This is a genomic window from Micromonospora sp. WMMD1082 (assembly GCF_029626175.1).
In the GTDB taxonomy this organism is placed as follows: domain Bacteria; phylum Actinomycetota; class Actinomycetes; order Mycobacteriales; family Micromonosporaceae; genus Micromonospora.
On sequence record NZ_JARUBM010000002.1, the window covers coordinates 5,336,067 to 5,352,499 of the forward strand.

General features: G+C 72.5%; 12 protein-coding genes. 7 read left to right on the forward strand and 5 right to left on the reverse strand.

What is annotated here, in order from left to right; genetic code table 11:
- Genes O7615_RS24605 through O7615_RS24625 form a run of 5 tightly spaced genes read left to right on the forward strand, consistent with a single transcriptional unit; the run spans position 1 to position 7,712 of the window.
- A complete protein-coding gene (locus O7615_RS24605) occupies positions 1-1,257 on the forward strand; it encodes a DegT/DnrJ/EryC1/StrS family aminotransferase (protein WP_278180157.1) in 1,257 nt (418 codons plus the stop codon).
- Complete coding sequence (locus O7615_RS24610) at positions 1,254-2,315, forward strand: ATP-grasp domain-containing protein (protein ID WP_278180158.1); 1,062 nt, start codon at positions 1,254-1,256, stop codon at positions 2,313-2,315. Before O7615_RS24605 ends, O7615_RS24610 begins: the two co-directional genes overlap by 4 nt.
- On the forward strand, positions 2,312-3,622 hold the full coding sequence (locus O7615_RS24615; RefSeq protein ID WP_278180159.1) for an MFS transporter: 1,311 nt from the start codon (positions 2,312-2,314) through the stop codon (positions 3,620-3,622). The genes O7615_RS24610 and O7615_RS24615 overlap by 4 nt, the downstream gene beginning before the upstream one ends.
- Positions 3,619-4,257: a class I SAM-dependent methyltransferase gene (locus O7615_RS24620; protein WP_278180160.1), complete on the forward strand. Its 639-nt coding sequence runs from the start codon at positions 3,619-3,621 to the stop codon at positions 4,255-4,257. The genes O7615_RS24615 and O7615_RS24620 overlap by 4 nt, the downstream gene beginning before the upstream one ends.
- Positions 4,254-7,712: a condensation domain-containing protein gene (locus tag O7615_RS24625; protein ID WP_278180161.1), complete on the forward strand. Its 3,459-nt coding sequence runs from the start codon at positions 4,254-4,256 to the stop codon at positions 7,710-7,712. The genes O7615_RS24620 and O7615_RS24625 overlap by 4 nt, the downstream gene beginning before the upstream one ends.
- Before the next feature lie 59 nt (positions 7,713-7,771).
- Here O7615_RS24625 and pyrF read toward each other — a convergent pair whose 3' ends face one another.
- From pyrF to O7615_RS24640, 3 genes are read right to left on the reverse strand one after another with little or no spacing between them, the layout of a single operon-like run.
- Complete coding sequence (pyrF, locus tag O7615_RS24630) at positions 7,772-8,629, reverse strand: orotidine-5'-phosphate decarboxylase (RefSeq protein WP_278180162.1); 858 nt, start codon at positions 8,627-8,629, stop codon at positions 7,772-7,774.
- On the reverse strand, positions 8,626-9,348 hold the full coding sequence (locus O7615_RS24635) for an HAD family hydrolase (RefSeq protein ID WP_278180163.1): 723 nt from the start codon (positions 9,346-9,348) through the stop codon (positions 8,626-8,628). The genes pyrF and O7615_RS24635 overlap by 4 nt, the downstream gene beginning before the upstream one ends.
- Positions 9,345-9,563: an MbtH family protein gene (locus O7615_RS24640; protein ID WP_278180164.1), complete on the reverse strand. Its 219-nt coding sequence runs from the start codon at positions 9,561-9,563 to the stop codon at positions 9,345-9,347. Before O7615_RS24640 ends, O7615_RS24635 begins: the two co-directional genes overlap by 4 nt.
- Positions 9,564-9,705: 142 nt before the next feature.
- Here O7615_RS24640 and O7615_RS24645 point away from each other — a divergent pair, with 142 nt between their 5' ends.
- Positions 9,706-12,039 (forward strand): non-ribosomal peptide synthetase, encoded by a 2,334-nt coding sequence (locus O7615_RS24645; protein WP_278180165.1) that lies wholly within the window; start codon positions 9,706-9,708, stop codon positions 12,037-12,039.
- Between the two features lie 3 nt (positions 12,040-12,042).
- The gene (locus O7615_RS24650) at positions 12,043-13,062 is read left to right on the forward strand and encodes a hypothetical protein (RefSeq protein WP_278180166.1); all 1,020 of its coding nucleotides are present in this window, start codon (positions 12,043-12,045) and stop codon (positions 13,060-13,062) included.
- Positions 13,063-13,163: 101 nt separating this feature from the next.
- On the opposite strand, the gene O7615_RS24655 is transcribed toward O7615_RS24650, so the two are convergent.
- Positions 13,164-14,942, reverse strand: a complete 1,779-nt coding sequence (locus O7615_RS24655) for a condensation domain-containing protein (protein ID WP_278180167.1) — start codon at positions 14,940-14,942, stop codon at positions 13,164-13,166.
- A gap of 8 nt (positions 14,943-14,950) precedes the next feature.
- Positions 14,951-16,279 carry a helix-turn-helix domain-containing protein gene (locus O7615_RS24660; RefSeq protein ID WP_278180168.1) on the reverse strand — a complete coding sequence of 443 codons (1,329 nt, stop codon included), beginning with the start codon at positions 16,277-16,279 and terminating at the stop codon, positions 14,951-14,953.
- Between the last annotated feature and the right edge of the window lie 154 nt (positions 16,280-16,433).

Consider the following 16,433-nt stretch of genomic DNA (forward strand, 5'->3'; position numbering starts at 1 on the left):
ATGACCTCCACCGGACTCGCCGCCACCGCGCCGGCCATCGACCATCCCCAGGAGTGGCCGGTCTACGACGACCAGGCCGTCGCCCGGGCCACCGCACTGATCCGCGCCGGCCGCACCTTCGACTACCGGCACGGTCCCGAACTCGCCGAGATCGAGCAGCTCTTCTCCGCCGTCCTGGACGGACGCCACGTCCTCGCGGTCAACTCCGGCACCAGCGCGCTGCTCGCCGCGTACTACGTCCTCGGGCTCGGCCCCGGTGACGAGGTGCTGGTCCCCTCCCTGACCTTCCTCGCCACCGCCTCTCCGCTGTTCGTGCTCGGTGCCACCCCGGTGCTCTGCGACAGCGGGTCGGCCACCGGCAACGTCACCGCCGCCACCCTGGCCGACCGGATCACCAGCCGGACCCGGGCCATCGCGGTCACCCACCTGTTCGGCCACCCCTGTCCGATGGCCGAGATCGCGCGGCTGGCCCGCGAGCGGTCGCTGGCGCTGATCGAGGACTGTTCACACGCCCACGGGTCCACCGTCGACGGTGTCCCGGTCGGCACCTTCGGCGACCTCGCGGTCTTCAGCATCGGCGGCCTCAAACTGGTCAGCGGCGGCATGGGCGGCGTCCTCGCCTGCCGCGACGCCCGGCACTACGACCTGGCGTGCCTGCTGAGCAGCTTCCGCCAACGCAGCAACCTCACCGTCCGCGATCCGGCGCTGCGCCGTCTCGCCGACGTCGGGCTGGGCGGCAACCTGCGGATCAGTCCGGTCGCGGCGGTCCTGGCCAGCAGCCACCTGCGGCGCCTTGACGAACTCGTGGCCGCCAAACACCACAACGCCACCGCGCTCGTCGCCGCGCTCGGCGCCCACCCCGGCGTCGAGGGCCTGGGCATCGCACCCGGGCACACCATGGGCGGCTGGTACGACATCGTGCTGCGCGTCGACCCGCGACGCGCCGGCTTCGGCCGCGACGATCTCGTCGCCGCCCTGCGGCGGCACGGCGTGCGCGCCGGTGTACCGCAGACCGCGCCGCTGCACCGCACGTCGGTCTTCACCGGGGCCCGACCGTCCACCTGGCACGCGTACTCGCCGGCCACGCTGCGCCAACGCTTCGCGTACGCCCCGGAGGACCTCCCGGTCAGCGTCCGGCTGCATGACGAGTGGATCAGCCTCCCGGGCACCTTCTTCAACCAGCCCCAGGAGCAGTTCCTCGGCGCGTACCTGCGCGCCGCCGACCGGGCGTTGTCCGACCTGGCGGCACCCCGATGAGCCCGGTCTCGGTCTACCTCGTCGGGGTGGAGAGCCTGGCCAGTTGGTTCACCCACTTCGTCCAGTGGCGACCCGGCGATCGCCAGGTGCATCTGGGCGAGGGACCACGGGTCGGCGCCGAGACACTGCGGCGCGGCTTCGACGGCCTCAGCGCCGCGACCGCCGTCTTCCTCACCAGCCACGACACGCTGCTCCGTGACCGGCAACTCGCGGCCGGGCTGCGCGCCGCCGGCCACCGGGCCATCGTCCAGTCAGCCGGCGCGGCCACCCTCGGCATCGACAAGGTGGCGATGAAGCGGTTCTTCGACCGGCACGGCATCCCCACGGCGCCCTGGCACTACCAGGGCGAGGGCACCCTCGCCGACGCCGACGGCGACCCGCTGGTGGTGAAGGGCCGCAACAGCACCCAGAGCATCGGCATCCGGATGGCCACCGAGGTGTCGGCGTCCCCGCAGTGCTTCACCGAACGGTACGCCGACGGCGTGGAGTACTCCGTCGTCGCCCACCGCACCGCCGGGCGCACCATCACGTTGCCCCCGGTCTGGAAGGGATCGACGTCGCCGATGCTGGTCCCGCCCTGGCGCCGGTTGCGGCTGTGCCCCGCACCGGGCATCACCCCCCACCTCGACGCCTGGTTGCGTGAGGTCACCGAGACGATCGCGCGGACCGCGGACGTCGACGGCTACCTGGAGGTGGAGTTCCTGGTCCAGGCCGACGGCGCCGGCCTCGTCCTGGAGATCAACCCGCGGATCTGCGGCACCCTGCGGATCGCCGCGCTGGCCGCCGACGTACCCGTCTTCTCACTGCACCACCTGCCGTCGTCGGCGGCGCTGCCGGCCCACCGGTACGCCGCCGAGGTGCCGTACACCGGCACACCGTTCAACAACCCGTCGCACCAGGTGTACGCCACCTCGCGGCTGACCGTCGCCGCGAAGGACCCGGCGACCGCCGTCACCGCGCTGCGCCGACACGCTGGCGACTCCGCACTGCTCTGCGACCCCTGGACCACCGGCAACGCGCCGGCCGTGCTCGGAGCCCGAGAGGAAACCCCGTTATGAGCACCGAAACCGTTCACGATGGGGCACCGTCGGATGACGGCGCTCCATCGCCATCGCTGAACCGTCACCGTGACTTCAACAAGCTCTGGCTCGGACAGGCGATCTCCGCCTTCGGCACCGAGATCACCACCCTGGCGTTGCCGCTCACCGCGATCCTCATCCTCGACGCGACCGCCACCCAGATCGGCATCATGTCGGCCCTGCGCGAGCTGGCCTTCCTCGGCCCGATGCTGCTCTTCGGCGTCCTGGTCGACCGGATGCGCCGGCGCCCGCTGATGATCGGTACCGACCTGGCCCGCGCTTTCGTGATCGGTCTCGTTCCGGTGCTGGCCTTCCTCGACTCGCTGACCATGACGGTGATGTACCTCGTCGCCTTCACGGTCGGGTGCCTGTCGGTCATCTTCGACCTGGCCTACCGCTCCTACCTGCCCAGCATCGTCTCGCGGGAGCAGCTGATGGCCGGCAACAGCCGGCTCCAGGCGACGGACTCGCTGTCCCAGATCGCCGGGCCCGGACTGGCCGGTCTGCTCGTGCAGGCGCTGCGCGCCCCGTTCGCGCTGGTCATCGACGCGATCTCGTTCCTGGCCTCGGCGATCGCCATCATGCTGGTGAAGACGCCGGAGCCGCCGGTCGAGCGGCCCGCCGAGGATATCGGACGCGGTTGGCGCGGCGTCTTCAGCGACATCGGCCATGGCCTGCGGGTCACCGTCCGGCACCCGGTGGTGCGGGCACTGGCCGGCAACAGCGCCACCTTCAACTTCTTCTCGGTGCTGATGCTCACCCTCTTCGTGCTCTACGCCACGCGCGAGTTCAACATCAGCCCGGCGGCACTCGGCCTCATCTTCGCCGCCTTCGGCGTCGGTGGGCTCATCGGCGCGCTCACCATGGGCCAGCTGCTCAAGGTGCTGGGCTACGGGCGGCTGCTGATCGTCGCCTACGTGCTGGCCGTCGTGCCGATCATGACCATTCCGCTGGTGGACGGTACGCCGACCATGGCCGCGATCCTCTTCGGCGTCATCCACTTCGTGGTCGGCTACGGCATCGTCTCCTCCAACATCGCCGAGATGACCATGCGGCAGATGGTGATCCCGCAGAACATCCTGGGGCGGGTCAACGCGAGCTTCCGGTTCCTCATCGGTGGCCTGGTACCGATCTCCGCGCTCGTGGCGGGCCTGCTCGGCGACGCCATCGGCCTGCGGGCGACGCTGTTCATCACCGCGGTGGGCATCCCGCTGTCGCTGCTCTGGCTGATCTTCTCGCCGATTCCGAAGCTGCGCACCGTGCAGGACGTGGAGGCGACCGCATGAGCGGCGCGACGCTCGACGGCGGCTGCGACCGCGGCTACGAGATGAGCCCCTGCCTCTGGGGGCGTGATCCGGAACCGGTCGTCGAGAGCCTGGCCCAGCGCACCTCGCTGGAGGGCCTTCGGGTGTTGGACGCGGGCTGTGGTGAGGGACGCAACGCCGCGTACCTGGCCCGGCAGGGCGCGCTCGTCGACGCGACCGACATCTCCGAGCTGGCGCTGCGCAACGCCCGCCGGGCCTGGCCACACGAGCCGGGGATCACCTGGTCGGTGCGCGACGTCCTCACCCAACCGCTCCCGCCGGCCAGCTACGACGTCGTCGTCTTCGACAGCGTGGCGCACTGGCTCGCCGACGAGGCGGCCGTCGCCGAGGCGGTCACCGCCCTGCAACAGGCCACCCGGGTCGGTGGCTGGCACGTCCTGTGCTCCTTCAACGACCGCGCACAGGAGCTGGCGAACCACGTCAACCCGCCGCGCTGCATCCTGCCGCACGGCACCCTCGTCGGTCACTACCTGAACCCGGACTGGGAACTGGCCGAGGTGCACGACGACGACGTCGTCTCCTCCCACGCGGACCAGCCCATCCCGCACCGGCACTCGGTCACCAGGCTCCTGGCCCGGCGGTGGGGGGCGGGGTGACCGACATCGAGACCGCCGCCGGCCGGCTCGCCCCGCTGTCGTTCCCGCAGGAGCAGCTCTGGCTCATGGAGAGCCTCGCGCCCGGCACCTACAACGAGGTCTGGGTGCTGCGCATCGAGGGCGACCTGCGCCTGCCGCTGCTCCAGCGCAGCCTCGACGTGGTCCTCGGCCGGCACGAGGTGCTGCGCTCCACCTTCGACACCGTCGACGGCGCACCGGTCTGTCGCATCCTGCCCGAACTCACCATCGACCTGGGTCAGCCGACGGACCTGTCGTACGTGCCGGTGACCCTGCGCGACCGGATGGTGGCCGATCTCGCCGCGATGGTCGCGGACCCCCCGTACGACCTGCGCACGGGTCCGCTGGTCCGCGCGTCGCTGCTGCACCTGGACGACACCGAGCACGTGCTCGTGCTCGCCACCCACCACATCGTCGCCGACGGGTGGTCGCTGCGGGTGGTGCTGCACGAGCTGCTGGCCGCCTACGAGGCGTTCGCCGCCGGTCGGGTGCCCGACCTCCCGGCGCTGCCGCGCCAGTACCGGCACTTCGCCGAGGAACAGCGTCGGCTGCTCGACGAGCGGGAACTCGCCGACGAGCGACGGTACTGGCGCGACCAGCTCGACGGCGCCGTCCCGGTCCTCCACCTGCGTCCGGCCACCCTCCGCCCGCCGGTCAAGTCCCCGCGCGGGCGGCGGATCCAGGTCACCTTCCCAGCGGGTCTGGCCCGGTCGCTGTACCGGTACGCCACCGGCGGCCGCAGCACCCCCGCCGCGGTGCTGCTCGCCGCCTTCACCGCGGTCGTGCACCGCTACACCGGTCGTCAGGACCTGCTGATCGGCACGGCCAGCGCGGCCCGCCCGGACGAGCAGTGGGAGCCGCTGGTCGGCTTCTTCGCCGCGACGGTGCCGCTACGCCTGCGGCCCGCGCCCGAGCAGTCCTTCCACGAGCTGGTACGGCACGTGATGGAGGTCAGCCTCGACGCGCTCGACCACGACCGGCTGCCCTTCTCCCACCTGGTCGACCTGGTCCGACCCGACCGGGATCCGAGTTACCACCCGCTGGTACAGGTGGTCTTCTCGCACGTCGACGTCCGCGACGCCGAGCTGAGCGGCCACACCCTGCGCATCCGCTACGAACACGTGCCCCGCTCCCGCTCCCGCTTCGACCTGATCGTGGAAGCCCAGACCGGTCCGGGCAGCCTCGGCTTCTGGCTCGAGTTCGACGAGGCCCTGCTCCCCGAGCCGTTCGTCCGGGGCCTCTTCACCCACCTGCGGACCCTGCTGGCCGCGGCGATCGAGGCACCCCGGATGGCCATCACCGACCTGCCGATGCTGTCCGCGGCGGAACGGGCCGTGGCGATCGCCGAGGTTCCGCCGGCGGGTACCCCCGTTCCCGCGTCGGAGCAGGTGGTGCAGGGAATCGACACCCTCGCGCCACGCGGCGTGACCGGACGGATCGTGGCGATCGACCCGCAGCACGTCCGGCTGGTCGTGGACCGGCTCATGCCGGTCCACGGTCAGATCCTCGCCGACACCGGTGACCTGGGCTTCGTGGACGAGCGGGGAGACATCGTACGGCTCGGCCGGCGTGACCGTCACCCGATGGTCAACGGTCTCACGGTGCCGCTGGACGACGTGGCCGCCACGCTCTCGGTGCACCCCGGCGTCCGTGCCGCGCAGGTCGCGTACGACGGCGCTCCGCCGGTGCTGCGGGCCCGGGTGACCCGCGCCGGGGACGCGGCGCCGACATCCGCGCAGCTGGCCGAGTTCCTCGCCACCCGACTGCCCCGTTACGCGATTCCCACCGTGATCGAGATGGACCGCCCCGTCGACGGGAGCACCGACGGTGGTCGGCTCGCGGGCCAGGTGCGCGAGATCTGGCGACAGGTGATGGCCCAGGACGAGATCGGTGACGACGACGACTTCTTCGCCCTTGGCGGCCACTCCATCATGGCGGCGGAGCTGGCGTCGCGGCTGCGTACCGAGCTGGGCAGGCCGGTGTCGATCCGGTGGATCTTCGAGGCACCGACGGTGCGGTCCCTGGTCCGTCGGATCGAGCGGGAGGCCGTCCCGGGCGCGCTGCGGGCGGGCACGGCCGCCCGGCCCGGCGTCGTGCCGCCCGGGTCGGCAGCCGTCCCGGCCGGCGCCGCCGGCGCCCCGCTGACGGCGGCGCAGACCCAGATCTGGGTACTCGACCGGCTCGCGCCCGGTCGGGCGACCTATCACAGCCCGCTGCGCGTCGACATCACCGGCCCACTCGACCCGGCCGCGTTACGGCAGGCGTTCGCACGGGTGGTCGAAGGGCACGAGATGCTGCGCAGCGTGATCCGCTTCGTGGTGGACCGGCCGGTACAGGTACCGCAGCCGCACGGTCCGCAGCTGGCCGTCACCGACCTGAGTGCGCTGCCGCCGCAGGCCCGGGCCGCCGAGATCGACCGGCTCGCCGTGGCCCAGGCGCTGCGACCGTTCGACCTCGCCCGGGAGCCGGGCATCCGGGCGACCCTGATCGTGGCACCCGACCGGCGACACGTCCTGCTGCTGACGGTGCACCACATCGCCATGGACGGGGTGGGCTACCAGGCGTTCTGTCGGGACCTGAGCGCCTGCTACAACGCACTCGTCGCCGGGGACGTGGCACCGTCGCCGTCGCCCCGGTTGACCTGGCAGCAGTACGCCCGGTGGGAGGACGAGTGGCTCTCCGGCCCCGAACCGACCAGGCTGTGGGCGTACTGGGAGCGGACCCTGGCGGGGCTGCCGGTGCTGCCCCTGCCGACCCCGCTGCCGCGGCCGCCCCTGCCCACCTTCGACGGTGACCAGCTCGCCGTCCTGCTCGACCCGGAGCAGACCGGCACGGTGCTGCGGCTGGCCGCCACCCAGCGGGTCAGCCCGTTCGTCCTGGCCACCGCCGCCCTGGCGGCGCTGCTGCACCAGCTTGCCGGCAGCGACGACATCCCGATCGGCGCGGTGGGGGAGAACCGCCGCCTGCCCGGAGCACCGGGGCTGGTCGGATGCACGATCGCGACGCTGGTGTTGCGGGTGGACTGCGCGGGTGACCCGTCCTTCGCGGAGCTGCTGGCCCGGGTGCGGGACACCGTGCTCGACGCGTACGACCACCAGGGCCTGCCCTTCCCCCAGCTGGTACGGGCCGCCGCGATGCCGCGGCAACTGGATCGGCTGCCCCTGTTCCAGGTGGCGGTGGAGTGGCAGGAGCCCGACCGCAGCGGCTGGGACCTGGCCGGCTGCGCGGTCGACTGGCAGTTCACCCGGCTCGACACGGCCCGCAACGACCTGTACTTCACCGCCGCGGTCCGGGCCGATCGGCTGGAGCTCAGCGTCGAGTTCAACACCAACCTGTGGGATGCGGCGAGCGCACGCGGGTTGCTGGCCCGGTGGCGCGACCTGCTGCTGGCGGCGGCGCGGCGACCCGGGCAGCGACTGTCCGAACTCGCCGGCTGAGCACGACGGACCGGATGTCGGGGCCCTCGGCCGGTCCGAGGGCCCCGACACCGGCGCGCCTAGCGGTGCCGGGCGATCTCCTCCTGCCACCACCGGATCCCGGCGCGCAGCGCGGCCGGCACGGGACCGTGCCGCAGCACCCCGGTCGTCACCGTCAGCATCGCCCGGTCGGTCGCGTCCCGGACCGGGGTGAGGACCTCCTCGGTGCGGCGGTCGGCCCGGCCCAACCCGGGAATCTCCAGGACGCTGTGCGGCAGGCGGCGAACCAACTGCACCGACTCGGGCAACCGGGCACCCACCACCGCCGCGGCCGGTCCGGGCTCCGGGGTACCGCAGTGCTCGGCATGCCAGGCGGTCAGCGCGTCCGCGATCGCCTCGGCGGTGCTGTGGCCATCGGGGGTACGGCTGCCCTGAACCTCCCCGGCACCGTGGTTCGACGTACGCACCAGCGTGAAGACGGCGGCACCACGGTCCTGTGCGATCCGCAGCAGCGGGTGCAGTGTCGCCGCGCCCATGAACGCGCAGGCGGTGACCGCGTCCCCGCCGAGTTGGCTCTGCGGTCCGAGGTAGAGGTCCGCGTAGGCGGCCATCGTGTCGTCGGCGTCGCCGATCTTGGCGTCCAGCAGCACGAGCGCGCCCCGCTCGTGTGCGCCGTCGCGGAAGCGGCGCAACGCGGCCATTCCGGCGGCACCGTGGCGCAGGTAGAACGGGGTCTGGATCTTGTAGCCGGCGACGGTGTCACCGGCCGCGTCCAGCAGCACGTCGCCGTAGCGGCGCACCGACTCCGTGCTGTCCGCCAGGCCCCATCGCTGCAGCCAGGCCGGTGACGGAGCGACCCCGAGGCAGAGGCCGCCCCGCTGGGCGCTCAGTGCCGACCACCTTCCGGCAAAGCTGGTTCCCGGTCGGGTCAGCGTCATCGGGCTCCCTTCCGCACCGTCCGGGCAGGCAGCACCCGGCCGAGCTCGTCGAGTGTGGTGATGATGGGTACGTCGGCGTGCCCGTTCCCGGTCCGGTCCAGCCACACCCCGGTCAGTCCGGCGGCGATGGCGGCGCGGGCGTCGGAGTCGAGTCGGTCCCCGACGTAGACCGCTTCGGCTGGTGCGATGCCGAGACGGTCGCAGACGGCGTGGAAGATCCGCGGATCCGGTTTCGCCACGCCGCCGACGTCGTCGCAGCAGACCAGGGTCTCCATCCGGTGCCGGATGCCGAGTGCGGTCAGCTTGCGGTCCTGGTAGGCCCGGTCGCTGTTGCTCATCGCGGCGAGCCGGAGCTCGGCACAGTCCAGGGTGTCGAGCGCGGGCAGTACGTCGGGGAACAGCACGAACGCCCGGTCGCAGTGCGCCAGGTACCGCGACACCCAGGCGTCCACCTCGGCCTCCTCGGGGCCCAGCGGGAACCCGGCTGTCGCGCAGAACTCCCGCGCCCGGCGCCGGCGTTGTTCCGTGAAGCTGTATTCGCCCCGTAGGTAGGCGTTGAAGTGGATGCGCTCCAGGTGCCGCCAGAGGGCGAGGTACCGGTCGGTGTCGGCGGTGCTGACCGGGGCGGTCGTGGCCAGATGGGCCAGCAGACCGCGGCCGGTCGCCCCGGAGAAGTCGACAAGGGTGTCGTCGATGTCGAAGACGACGGCGCGGATCACTGCGTCGACGGACGCGCCGCGAACTCGCGGAGGCTGCGCGGCCGCATGTCGGTCCAGACCTGCTCGATGTAGGCGAGGCACTCCTCGCGGCTGCCCCGCTTTCCCGCCTCGCGCCAGCCGTTGGGCAGGCTGCGCTCGGTTAACCAGAGGGAGAACTGCTCCTCGTCGTTGGAGACCACCACGTACTCGGCGTCGTCGTCGTCCGCCAGGCTCATAAGCCCTCCTCGGGTGTGCACTGCCCGGGAGCATAACTGTCGACAACTAGAGTCTCAATTCTTTCGACATATCGCTGACTCTAGTTATGCTTGGTGGTCCGAGGGGTTGGCCGTGACCCACGGCTCGCGCGAGGAGACCGCTGTGACCGCATCGGCGCCGCATCCCAGATCGACGACATCCGCAACCACGGAGACATCGGCAGAGGTCGCCCCGGGGACGGCCGCGCGGGACGCCGTGTCCCCGCACTGGGCGACCTACGCCGCCGCCCTGCTCGTGCTGCTCCGCCATTGCGGCCCGCACGCGCCCGGCCGGGTCGCCCTGCGGGTCGACGGCGCGTCGGCGACGGTGCCCGTGCCGTCCGGGCGGACGACCGCGGCGCAACTCGTCGACGCCATTGCCGAGGCATCCTGGAACGCCGACGAGGTGTCGGCCCCGGCGGCGTTCCACTGGCGCCACCCGCGCCCCGCCCCCGACGCCCAGCTCCTCCTCGCCGGCGACGAGACCAGGATCTCCTGGCAGCTCACGCCGGGCTGGTCCGCGCCGATGCTCGCCACCGAACTGGACCGCAACCTCGCATCCCTGATGGCACAGATGGCCGACGACCCCCACCGGCCCATCGGGACACTGGCCGTACCGGACCGGACGGCGCAGCAGTGGTTGACGCACCACGGGCGCCCCGCCGACACCGCCCAGGTGTCGGGGCTCGTGCCCGAACTGGTCTCGCGCCAGGCACACCGCCACCCTGAGCGCCCCGCCTTCGGATCCGGCCCCGGCACCCTGACCTACGGCGACCTCGACGCGCGCGCCAACCAGCTGGCGCGGGTGCTGCGGGAACTCGGCGCCCAGCGGGACGGTTGCGTCGCCCTCATGATGGACCGGGGCAGCGAGATGCTCGTCTCCTTCCTCGCCATCCTCAAGAGCGGCGCGGCGGCGATCCTGCTGGATCCGGCCCATCCGGCGCAGCGGATCGCCGAGGTGCTCGAACTGGCCCGCCCGCGCGCCGTACTCACCCTGGCTCGGCTCGGCGCCGTCCTACCGGCCGCCGCGGGCACCGTGGTGGCCGTCGACACCGAGTGGCCGCGCATCCACCGGCTGCCCTCCGACGACGCGGGCATCACCCTGCATCCCGAGGACGTCGCCTACGTGGTGCACACCTCCGGGTCCACTGGTACGCCCAAACGCGTCGCGGTCCTCCACCGGTCGGTCGCCCACTCCGTCGCCACCCACCAGGAGGGCCACCGCATCAGCGCGGCGGACCGCGCCGCCTGGCTGGCCCCACCCGGCTCCTCGGTGTCGGTCGGGGAGCTGTGGCCGTACCTGTGCGCCGGGGCGAGTGTGCACACCGCGCCGCCGGAGATCGTCGGTGCGGCGCCGCTGCTGCGCGACTGGCTGGTGCGGGAGCAGATCACCAAGGCGTACGTCAGCATGCCCCTCGCCGAGCAGCTATACCAACTGCCCTGGCCCGCGGACACGGCCCTGCGACTGTTGACGGTCGGCAGCGACAAGGTACGGCGGTGGGCGGCGCCGGAACTGCCGTTCGAGGTCGCCGTCGCGTGTGGCTCGTCCGAGGCAAACGGCATCAGCAGCTGCCTGGTGCCGTGGGAGGACCGCCTCACCAGCGCCACCGCCACCGCCGCCGACCGGGCCGCCCCGCCTCCGATCGGCCGGCCGTGGCCGGGCGTACGCGTCGAACTGCTCGACGCGGGCATGCGCCGCCTGCTGCCCGGCGCGGTCGGGGAGATGTACCTCGGTGGACCGGAACTCGCCCGGGGGTACCTGGGCGACCCGGGCCACACCGCCGACCGCTTCCGGCCCGACCCGTACGGTCCGCCCGGTGCCCGGCTCTACCGCACCGGTGACCTCGCCTACTTCGACGAGCAGGGGCGGTTGCACCACCGGGGCCGCGTCGACCGGGAAGTCAAGATCCGGGGGTTCCGGGTCGACCCGGCGGAGGTGGAGCGCGCGTTGCTCGCCCAGCCCGGCGTGGACGACGCGGTGGTGGTGGCCCTGGCCGACGAGGACGGCGAGCGCCAGCTCTGCGCCTACCTGGTCGCCCCGACCGCCGAACCACACCTGGTCCGGGCCGCGATCGTCGACGTGCTGCCCGGGCACGCGGTGCCGGCCGCGTTCACCCTGCTGGACCGGCTGCCGGTGACGGCCAACGGCAAGGTGGACCGCAACGCGCTGCCCGCCCCCGACTGGACCACGCTACGCAAGCCCTACCGGGCCCCCCGGGACGAGGTGGAGAGGCAACTTGCCCAGCTCTGGGCGGACCTGCTGCCCGTGGCGCAGATCGGTCTGGACGACCACTTCTTCCACCTGGGCGGCGACTCGATGTCGGCCAACCGGCTCGCCGTACGCCTGAACAGCCGGCTGCGGGCGCGGGTCACCGTACGCGCGGTGCTGGAGCACCCCACCCTGGTCGAACTCTCGGAGTTCGTCCGCGCGCGGCTGCGCGTCGCCACGCGGAGCTGACCCGTGCTCGTCGAGGTGGCCCCACACAGCACCGACGCCGAGCTGGTCTCGCTCGGCGACCGGATCGCGGGGCACGAGGACGTCACCGCGTGGCCGGTTCGCCTGGCCGGCCGGTGTTTCCTGGTCGTCGCCGGGGACGAACGGTTGGTCACCCGGGTGCCCTCCGCCGCGATCCGCGCCTGGCACAGCACCGCCGACCGTGGCTACTGGCTGGTGGACCGGGCCAACGCGCTGCTTCCGGAGCGGGTGCCGCTCGGTACCGGGCACGTCGGCGGCGGTGGCTGGTGGTGCGGGGCCGGCCCGTGTGCTCTCGAATCGGTGCCGGACACGGTGCGGACCGCCTCGCTGGTGCGTCGTGCCGGTGCCGACGCGGTGCGGGCGAGCCTGTTCAAGGTGAGGAGCGGGCCCTACCACTTCCCCGGCAAGGGACGTGCCGGCCTGCCGGCGTTGGCCGAGGTCCGCGCGGCGGGCGGCCTGCCGGTCATCACCGAGGTGGTCGACCCGCGTGACGTCGAGCCGGTCGCCCAGGTTGCCGACTGCCTCCAGGTCGACCCGCGCAACATGACCAACCGGGCGCTCCTGACCGAACTCGGCGGCTGCGGCCGTCCGGTGCTGTTGATGCGTGGTGTCCGCGCGACCGTCGTGGAGTGGCTCAGGGCCGCGGAGTACGTGGTCAGCCACGGCAACCCGCACGTGGTCATGTGCGCGCGGGGCGTCGTGTCGTTCGACCGGTCGCTGGCGTACCAGCTGGACTACGGTGCCGTGGCGGCGGTGCGTCGGCACACCCACCTGCCCGTCATCTTCGACCCGAGCCACAGCACCGGCAGCGCCGCCGCGGTCGCGCCGGCCGCGCTGGCGGCCGCCGTGTTCGGGGTGGACGGACTGCTGGTCGAGACCCATCCCGCGCCGGAGCGGATGTACCGGCCCGGCGACGCCGCACAGATGTATCCGGTGGAGCGGCTCCGCCCCCTGCTGGCCGCCTGCCGTCGGGTCCGCGACCTCGCCGCAAGCCTCACCGCCTGATCGTGCCGCGGGCCTCACGGCCTGATCGTGGAGCCCGCCGTCGATGGTCCGGTCCGTGCCGTCGCCATGGAACCCACCCGGGAGAGAGAGTCCGCCTCGGGTCAGGACCGGCCGTCGAGCAACCGCGCCAGTTCGTCGGGCGACAACCGCGCCGCGCGGTCCAGCAGCAGGCCCTCGACATACTCGGCCTGGGCGGCGACCGTCTGGTACCCGAACAGCTCGGCCACCCCGACGGGGGCGTGGAACGCCTCACTCAACCGGAACGAGAGCTGCGCGACGGTGAGCGAGTGCCCGCCCAGGTCGAAGAGGGCGTCGTGGGCGCCGGGGGAGACACCGAGCAGCGCCTGCCAGGCAGCGGCGATGGTCTCCTGGAGGTAGCCCTGCGGCTCGACCCGCTCCGCGGTGCCGGCCCACGCCAGCACCTCGACGTCGGCCTGGGCCGGGGCGGGCGGCACGTCACCGAGCCCCGGGATGTCGCGCACCCGGCGGTCCGGGTCGTCCACCACGGCGTCGACCAGCGCCCAGAACTCCTGCGCCCACTGCGCGATCCGGGACACATCCATGATCGCGTCGTCGAAGTCCCACCGGGCGGTCAGGTCCGCGTCGCGGACCACCTTCACCATCAGGTCGTACTGCGCCCAGCCACCGGTCAGCACGATCTCCTCGCAGTCCACCCCCAGGTAGCTGCCGCTCATGCCGGGTTGTCCCTCGACCGAGAAGACGGTCTGCACCAGCGGCGTGGAGCCGATCTCCCGCGGCGGACGCAGCTGCGCCACCAGTTGCTCGAACGGCAGGTCCTGGTGTGCGTAGGCCGACATCGCCGAGGCGTGTTCGGCGGCGACGAGGTCGCGCACCGACGCGTCGGGGTCGGCCGCGCCGCGCAGCACCACCATGTTCAGGAAGTAGCCGACCATGTTCTCGGTCTCGGCCAGCGGCCGCGCGCTGATCGGCGTACCGACCAGGGTGTCGCGCGCCCCGGTGAGGCGCCAGAGCAGGAGCCGGAACGCGGTCAGCAGGACGACGAACGGCGTCGTCGCGTGCTGGCGGGCCGCGGCGGTCACCCGGTCGGCCAGCCCGGCGGGGGCGACGGCGTCCAGGTAGGCGCCGCCGCGTCGGGCCGAGCGCGGACGATCCAACGGCAGGGCGAGCCGAGCGGACGCGTCCGCCAGTCGATCCGTCCAGTACCGGGTCAGCGCGGTCAGCCGGTCGCCGGCGAGAAAGCCGCGCTGCCACTCGGCGAAGTCGCCGTAGTGGACCGTCAGCGGCGGGAGCGCGGCGGGCCGACCTTCGCGCCGAGCCTGGTACAGCGCCTCCAGGTCGACGAGGAGCACACCCTGCGAGACTCCGTCGGTCACCATGTGGTGCGAGGCGAGCACCAGGACGTGGTCGTCCGGCGAGAGCCGGTACAGTCTCAGCCGCGCCAGTGGTCCCTGCTCCAGATCGAACGGCACCGCGAGATCGCTCGTGGCGGCCGCGGTCGCCACGGCGACTCCCTGCGCCGGCAGCTCCGTGACGCTGACATCCACCGGCGCGGACCCGGACACGAGCATCGGCATCTCGCCCTGGCGGATCAGTCGGCTGCGCAACGGCTCGTGCCGGGCGACGAGATCTCCGAACGCGGCCTGGAGCGCGGCGAGGTCGAGTGGGCCGGTGAGTCGGAACGCGACGTGGTCGACCAGACTTCCCGGTTCCCCGGTCATCAGGTCGGTCAGCCAGACCTGCTCCTGTCCGCTGGAGAGTCGTACCGGCGCGCTCGGATCGGGGCGCGGCCGCAACGAGCCGGCGCCGCTGTCGCGTCCCAGCAGCCGCAGCGCCGCCGCACGTCGGTTCGCCGGCAGGGACGCCAGCCGTCGTAGCAGATCCGTCGTCTCGTCGGCCACCGCGTCTCCTATGGTTGGTCGTCCGCCGCCAGCACCGTGTCGCGTTCCCGGGTCAGTTCGTCGATCTGCCGCCACACCTGCGCGGCGAGCTGGTACGAGCCGCCCCTCTCGCAGAGCTCGACGGCCGAGCGCAGCAGGGCGATCGCCCTGTCGGTCTCGTGGGTCTGGTGCAGCGCGCTGGCGTGGCTCAGGTAGCTGTAGATCAGGTCCAGGCCGGCCAGCGGCGTGTCCGGGCCGGTCAGCGGCTCGTACAACCGCAGCGCCTCCCGGGGGTTGCCCGTGTTCAGCTCGTACCGGGCGCGCAGCGCGGAGACGATGGCCTGCTCGTGCGGAAGCCCGAGCATCCGCGACGTGGTCTCCGCGTCACGGATCCACTGCCGCGCGCCGTCGAGGTCGTCGCCGATGTCCAGCAGCACCGACGCCGCCGAGCGGCAGAACCGCAGCCAGTCGATCAGCGACATGCTGGGGAAGGCCAGCGCGTCCCGGGCCAGCCCGAAGTGCTGGCGTGCCTCCTCCGGGCGGCCCAGTTGCGCGTACGCCATGCTCGCCACCCAGTGCGCCCGGCCGACGAAGCCCGGCCAGTCCAGCTTGTCCGCGACGTTCAGCATCTCGCTGATCAGCGGCTCGACCTGGTCCAGCTCGCCGGCCTCGCAGAGCACCGAGATCAGCACACCGAGCAGCCGTACGTGCACGCTCGTGCCGCCGATTCCGGGCTGTCGCAGGTGAGTCAGGGCCCCGTACGCCGTGCGCCGGGCCTCGCGCAGTTGGCCGAGGTCGCGCAGCACCGACGCGAGATGGGTCTTGACCACCAGCAGCAGTTCCGGCGCGGACTGCACGAGGGGGATCTCGGCCAGTTCCTCCAGCAGCCGCAGCCGGGCCTGGTGCTCGCTGAGCATCCGCAGGGTGTCCTGCAACTCCAGGCCGACGTCGACCACGCGCTCCGGCAGGCCGTCGGACCTCGCGCTGGCCAACGCGCTCTCCAGGAACCGGCGTGCCTGCGCGTGGTCGCCGACCTCGCTCGCGCTGCGGGCCAGGACCTGTTCGAAGAGGAGGGGGCGGCGGGTGGCCTCCGCCGGCAGCAGCGGCACCGAGTCCACGCCGAGCAGCTCCTCCAGACTGCAGTCGAGCATGTGGCCCAGATACACCACCACGTCCAGTGTCGGTACCCGGCTGCCCGCTTCCAGCAGGGAGATGTAGCTCGGGGTGACGGAATCACCGGCGAGTTCGCGCTGCGACATGCGCAGCGCCGAGCGCCGGGCCTTTAGTCGCTGACCGAACTCCGGTTGGGTCACGGCAAGCTCACCCTGCGGGAGCCAGCCCTTCTGCCCTTTCGCCATCTGCCCCACGACTCCTGTTATTGCCACTGTTATGACTCTAGTTGAATTGCGCCGCAGAGCCTACCCCATCAACACGATCGTGTTTGACCGCTACACCCCGAAAGGCGCATGTCTGTGTCGACGGGCGTGGCCGCGGGGCCGGCCCGGCTCAACG